7 protein-coding genes are annotated in these 5,830 nt (G+C 36.4%); 2 read left to right on the top strand and 5 right to left on the bottom strand.

The annotated features are described in order from the left end of the window. Positions 1–340 precede the first annotated feature (340 nt). On the top strand, positions 341–961 hold the full coding sequence (locus tag B3I52_RS14175; protein WP_293302396.1) for a hypothetical protein: 621 nt from the start codon (positions 341–343) through the stop codon (positions 959–961). 119 nt (positions 962–1,080) lie between these two features. Beyond that, positions 1,081–1,263 (top strand): hypothetical protein, encoded by a 183-nt coding sequence (locus B3I52_RS14170; RefSeq protein WP_293302393.1) that lies wholly within the window; start codon positions 1,081–1,083, stop codon positions 1,261–1,263. Between the two features lie 135 nt (positions 1,264–1,398). Here B3I52_RS14170 and B3I52_RS14165 read toward each other — a convergent pair whose 3' ends face one another. The 5 genes from B3I52_RS14165 to B3I52_RS14145 all read right to left on the bottom strand — a co-directional run. Then, positions 1,399–2,109, bottom strand: coding sequence for a YoaK family protein (locus B3I52_RS14165; RefSeq protein ID WP_293302392.1), 711 nt, complete (start codon positions 2,107–2,109; stop codon positions 1,399–1,401). A gap of 114 nt (positions 2,110–2,223) precedes the next feature. After that, entirely contained in the window at positions 2,224–2,736 is a 513-nt protein-coding gene (locus B3I52_RS14160; protein WP_293302390.1) for a hypothetical protein, read from the bottom strand. A gap of 3 nt (positions 2,737–2,739) precedes the next feature. After that, complete coding sequence (locus tag B3I52_RS14155; RefSeq protein WP_293302389.1) at positions 2,740–2,985, bottom strand: hypothetical protein; 246 nt, start codon at positions 2,983–2,985, stop codon at positions 2,740–2,742. Between the two features lie 505 nt (positions 2,986–3,490). Then, complete coding sequence (locus tag B3I52_RS14150) at positions 3,491–4,291, bottom strand: hypothetical protein (RefSeq protein ID WP_293302386.1); 801 nt, start codon at positions 4,289–4,291, stop codon at positions 3,491–3,493. Between the two features lie 481 nt (positions 4,292–4,772). Then, on the bottom strand, positions 4,773–5,830 hold a 1,058-nt coding region (locus B3I52_RS14145), incomplete at its 5' end, for an FAD:protein FMN transferase (RefSeq protein WP_349678684.1).

Raw genomic sequence — 5,830 nt, 5'->3', positions numbered from 1 at the left:
ATTGATAATGCACTACGGGTTAAGCAAACAAAAATGCTTAAGTAGGTAACGCTTAGCGCTAACAACTACAAACTTAAAACTAGCACTAAACTTAGCTTGCTATGGCCTTGCTATACGCCAGCTCAAGGTGCTGCCCACAGCCCAACTTTTCTTATTTTTTGTTATTCTTCTTCAATTTTATAAAAGTTCAATAATGTTTGATTATTTTTTTCCATTAGCATCGAAAATTCTTGAATTGTATCAACTTTAACGAAGGCCCATTTTAACCGATAAAAATGCTTGTTTAATTTTAGGTATAAACCTCCCAGAAAATACATTCTGGGCACTAACTTCATATATGATGAGATTAAACAAATTAATTTTAGACTACAGCAAGCTGTCTGATACAGCGCTTAACCAAAAGGCATTTAATGTAAAAAATGCACTAACAGACAATGTTAATTTCCCGGTTACCGTACCCACTTTGTCTGATTTTACCTCTTTACAGCAAAGTTTCGAAGAAGGAATTACCAAATCTGTAAATGGCGACCGTATTCAAATAGCGCTAAAAAACCAAGCTAGAGCAGCTTTATTGGCAGGCATACGTCAGCTAGCCTTAAATATTGATGCCCAAGCCAATGGCGACAGGGCAAAACTATTGAGCTCTGGATTTGATTTGGCAGTAAGCAACGAGCACCCTAGCACCATTACTGCTCCTATAGATTTTAAACTGTTAGATGGCTTAAATGCAGGCGAAATGAAGTTTACATTTAAAAGAGTGTTGCATGCCGTATCGTACCTTTTTGAACTTTCGGATACCCCTCCTGATGAAAACACGCAATGGACAGTAGTACCTGGGGCTACAAGAACCTATACTTTTAAAGGGCTTCGTAGTGGAAACCGAATTTATGGCCGTGTACAGGTAGTGGGCCGTAAAGGACAGCAAATTGCTTCAGAAATTCTGTCGAGAGTAGTACAATAAAAGCTTGTTTTTACAAGTTACCTAAAAAGCCGAAATAGATGTTGTTTCGGCTTTTTTGCTTGTTATTTTTTGCTAATAAGCTGGTGTTAATAAAAAAAGTCAAGCTACGATAAAGGGGCATGGTACAGGCCAACAAGCATGTCTTAATGGCCGCATTGAGCTATAACTTGAAGAAACTGCTCAAATTTACTCGTAAAAACCCAACCATCATAGCGCAAAGCATACTTTCAATTAAGGGAGTACTTTTTTGGTTTGAAATAGCTATTGGGAGCGTTAAAATAAGCCAATTAGAGCTACGTTAAAAGTTAAGTTTCACTACCCTTAAAAACAACCAACCTCGCTTAAAAAGGCTTAAATGAAGTTGCATATTGTTAGGTTTTTGCTTTTTTAAAGGGTTGTGCAACAGTTACCGCTGTTATATGCCGTTTTTCTTTTCGTCATCTCATTTGTCGTTTGATTTTTAGTTTTATGTCGTCATAAATTAGTCCAATGAGAAGTAATATACCTGCAAATACCAAAACATAAAGGTTTACTTTCGCATACATTATTCCGCCAAAAAGTCCGCCTAAAAAGAAAAAGCTAATAATTGTCAAGCGTAATTTTATTGATGAGTATAATTTGTCTTTTTGTTCCTTTAATTTGTAAAAGAATAATTGCGAAAGTTCAATTCCTAAGTCAGTAAAAAGTCCTGTCAAATGAGTTGTCCTAACAGTTGCATTTGAAATTGTCGTTACTAATGAGTTTTGTAAACCCATTGCAAAAAGTAAGGAGTATGCTAAAAAATTGGGTGATGTTGTAATCAATTCTTTTCCAAATATTGCAACGGATATTAAAATCAAACTTTCAGCAACAACTGGAATTCTATAAATTAGTCTGTCGTTTATTTTTGATGTCAGTTCAATTGAAAAACTTGAAAAGAAAGAACCTAAAAAGAAAAACAAAATGTAAAGAAAATAACTTAGTCCTACCAATAGGTTCTGTTTGAAAATTTCGTCAACAAAAAAGGCGAAATGTCCTGTTACGTTTGTTGTCAATTTTTGAACTGATAAAAATCCTGCAACATTCACAATACCTGCAACAAAAGATAGTAAAGACGCAATTCGTAAATTGTGTGTTAATGTCCTTGTCTTTCCTTTGTGTCTAAACATTTGTTTTTGGTCAATTTGTTTTAGTCGTTCGTTTTTCTAAAATGGCATATAACGTTTTGCAGCTTGCCGAAGGCGGGGCTTTCGGAGCACCATCTGTCAAGCTACGATTAATGTTTATTCGGAGCCGAAAAGTTTCTGCCACCACGACCGCCCCGCTTTTGGCAAGGTGCTGTTAGTACCAGTTATTTTTTCTTCGGTCTCAGGAAACCACCAGCCTTCGTGTTTATGTTTATATTCTTTTCCTCTGTCGTCAATAATTTTTATTTCGCAAGTAAATGGATTTTCGCTGTATTTGCTGTCCCATGCGTATGGTCTCGTTTTTAGTAAGTCAAATTCTATTGTCATTGTCGCACTACTTACAAAATCCATTGTCGACCCACTGTTTTTAACAAGGTCAGGAAACCATTTATTCCAGTTTTCAATTGAGCTGCTAATTGTTTCAGTAAGTAATAAGTCTGGACTTGCAGTATTTTTTAAAATATCAACCTCAAGTCGATTTAAGTTTGTCTTGCGAGCTTGTTTTAATAAATGTCCAAGGAAATAGTCGTCACCAATGTAATTCATTAAGCTAATGAAGGAATGCCCGAAGTTGTGTGAAACACTTTTTAATGGTTTATGACTTGTCATTATTTATTTCTTTGTAAACTTCTTCAAAATGTAATTACATGCTTCATTCTCGTCTGTGAAGTTTTGAATTGAATTCTTTTCTCCTCGTTCTCTATAATAAACTTCATATTCTATTGTGTACTTCCCTCGTTTAATAGTCAACGCCACTTTATCGTTGTCGTCTGTCGAACCATAAAGTCCGTGCAGATAATATTGGTCTGCCGGAATTTTCAATTCTGTCAATTTATTATGGAGTTCTTCGATTGTCATTATAATTGGTACTAACTTATATATATGCGTAATAAAACTACACAAATACAACCATATCTTGCTGGCTTTATGTAGTTTTTTTATTTACCGTTTGTATCGTCCTAAAATAAGTTTACAGGTAATTTACTAATCCTGCTATAAGTTTACATTTTTTTCTTAGTCCTAATATAGGTTTACATTTCTATTTTTTTGATAATAATTCTTCCAATTTCTTTCAGTGGGGAGATTGTTCTGGTGAACATCTGAGGGGGTCAGCATATTGCAGCTCATATGCGGTCTGAGGGTATGATATCTGCCAACAGCAACGCCCAATCTAGTAAACCTCCAGCCCTTTGTATTATTGGCAGTAACGTAAACTATCTGGCAGCACCTAGCTATACCCATTTCTTACAAAAACATCTAACCAGTAAACCACCGCAAAACTTATAAAGTAAAGCTGCTCTGGGTTTAACATTTAGCACAAGCGGACGCTTGCGCTAGAAATTAAGCTTAAGCCAGAGGGGGGTTATGAATTTAAAGCTCTACCATATTTATCCATTTCTGTATTACATTTACTGCAAGTACAACCACCCCACAGCAATTGTCTCTCATTTACTGGTTTTCTTATTAAAGGTTGTTTTGTATTACATACGGGGCAATAAATGCGCTTTAGGTTAATCCCATATTTAGATTTGTTACGACCTTTCCTAATAAAAAATATAAGAAAGGAAGCTATAATTCCGTATGCTATAAAGTTCGAAACAGAAAAAAGCTTAGTAGAATTTGTTTTAGTTTCTGCAATTTGTTTAGCAGAACTATCAATTATAATAGATTTTTGAAAATCCTCTTTGTGTTGTAATATGTAATCACTCACCCTTGAATATGTAAAAACATAAACAACCCCGTTTAGGCATATTAAAAGAGTTTCTGCACTTTCATTTTGCGAGTCTGCAGTACTATAACTTAGCTTGTAAGCTAAATAATCTTTAAATTTAACTTTTTGAGTATCTAAAAGCAAGAAACCCTTTCTTTTCATACTCTCTATTTGGGGATCATAAATTTGTTTATAAATCCTATACAGTTGGCTGGAGTCTACTGCTAAGTTTTTGTGTTCTTTCCCGTTTACAATTGCAGCCATTCGCATTACAAAGTAAGATTCTGCCTTACTATTCGAATAAAAACTTTTTACAGAGGCATTAGCCTCATTAAAATCTTTTATTTGTACTTCACCTGGAAATTCAATGCTGACAAAATCGTCTATTTTTGTTTGGCTAAAAACCGATAAGTGTAATAGTAGTAACCCTGTAATTAATATTTGAATTTTCATTGGTAAAAACTTTGTTTTTTGTTTTTGTATTTGCGTTAATTCGGTTCTTAAACTTACCGCTAACTTGTTTATATATGTAATAAAACTACATAAAATAAACTGAGTTCTGTTGGCTTTATGTAGTTTTTACTATTATACACCCCGCTCTTCGGAGTTTGCAATTCCGAAGCCTTATCATCAGATTTTTAATCCGAACAATAGCGAAGTGAAGATAGCGCATTAGACGCCATAGCCATAAAGCACAAATTTGCCTGCTGCTAGGCCCTTGCCATTAAGACTTCCGCTCAGTGTCATTAAGTTAAGCATGTTTAGCCCGTTGGCGAGGACGCCAACGTCCGCAAAATCAAGTGTTGGCCTCCCAGCCAACGCTTAGCTTAATAACATTGGATTTGCGCTAAAGAAGAATATAGCTTTTAACCTTCGATGATTAGTTTAAGCGGCGAGCTAAAAAACATCATTTCGAATCAATTCCAACTACCCCTTAGTTATGCCTAACTTTAAAATTAGGGGACTTTATTATTTCCTTCGCATCGGTAACGAGCAAACAACTATAGTCGGGAAATTGGCAAATAAGTGCCAGCCCTTTTTGTTTGCCTAAAACCATTATAGAAGTGCTAAGACCGTTGGCTTTTTCGGCGCTTGGCCCTACAACGCTAACACTAATTAAACCCGTAACAGGATAGCCCGTAACCGGATTAATGATATGCGCATACCGTTTCCCATTAAACGTTACATATTTCTCGTAGCTGCCAGAGGTAGTAACAGCCTGCCTTTTCAACGGAATAATGGCGAGGTATTTTTCTTCATCAAATGGATTGTTGATGCCAATTCTCCAGGTTTTACCTTTAGACGACCTGCCCCAAGCAGTCATGTCGCCAGCCGCATTTACAATACCAGCCTTCACCCCCTTCCTTTCCATCAATGCCCTGCCCTGGTCTGCGGCATAGCCCTTCCCCATTGCGCCAAACCCTATTTTCATGCCGCTTAACTTCAAAAAAATAGTCGTATTTACACTATCTAGTTCAATATTTTTATAGCCTACTTTTGCTACCGATTTTTCAATTTCTTCTGCTGTAGGCATTTGCTTCATCGAGCCGTCAAACTTCCATATTTTATCCATTGCCGCATAGCTGATATCAAATGCGCCATTGGTTAATTGAGAAAAATATAAACAACGTTGGGTCAGTTCAAACACTTCGGCATCTACCTTTACCGGTTTAATGCCTGCATTGCGGTTAACCTCCGAAACCTGAGAACTCGCTTTCCAATCAGAAATCAATGCTTCTATCCGGGTCATTTCGGCCACAACCTCGTCAATATGTTTTTCTGCTTGCGAAGCGCTTTCGGCCACAATGGTGATATCGAAACGGCTGCCCATTAAAGTTACCGCACGGTGCTGCTGCACTTGCGCAAACGAGCTAATTGCTAAAAATAGCAACAGCACGGCAACACAAAAATATTGTTTAGAAATATGGGACAACCACCTTAAACCATGAGATATCATACTAAAATATTTAATAACCCGTAGTGCATTATCAA

This window comes from Pedobacter sp. UBA4863, assembly GCF_002399615.1.
GTDB lineage: Bacteria > Bacteroidota > Bacteroidia > Sphingobacteriales > Sphingobacteriaceae > Pedobacter.
Note: the sequence above shows the minus strand (reverse complement) of the source record. Positions and strands in the feature narration are given on the sequence as shown.